Genomic DNA, 232 nt, shown 5'->3' with positions numbered 1-232 from the left:
AGATGACGTGCGCGCGGATGCGTTCCTCCAGCCGGTGATAGACCGGGCGCAGGTCGATGACCTGCTTCATGTCGCGCCAGCCCCGCTCGACCTCCAGCAGTTGCTTGTAACCGACCGCGATGTCCTCGGCCGGCAGCTTGGGGTCGGAGCAGCGCAGCAGGTACTTGCCGTCCAGGTTCGCCTCGGCCTTGACCTTCGCGGCGTCGATGCGCAGCAGCCCATTCGGAGTGGT

General features: G+C 66.4%; 1 pseudogene. It reads right to left on the bottom strand.

Annotated features, from left to right (window positions below):
* Nucleotides 1-232, bottom strand: a pseudogene (locus IO39_RS56500) (IS1634 family transposase); the annotation flags it as partial.

Origin of the sequence: Nonomuraea candida, from assembly GCF_000725485.1 — a bacterium.
GTDB classification, from domain to species: domain Bacteria; phylum Actinomycetota; class Actinomycetes; order Streptosporangiales; family Streptosporangiaceae; genus Nonomuraea; species Nonomuraea candida.
Note: the sequence above shows the minus strand (reverse complement) of the source record. Positions and strands in the feature narration are given on the sequence as shown.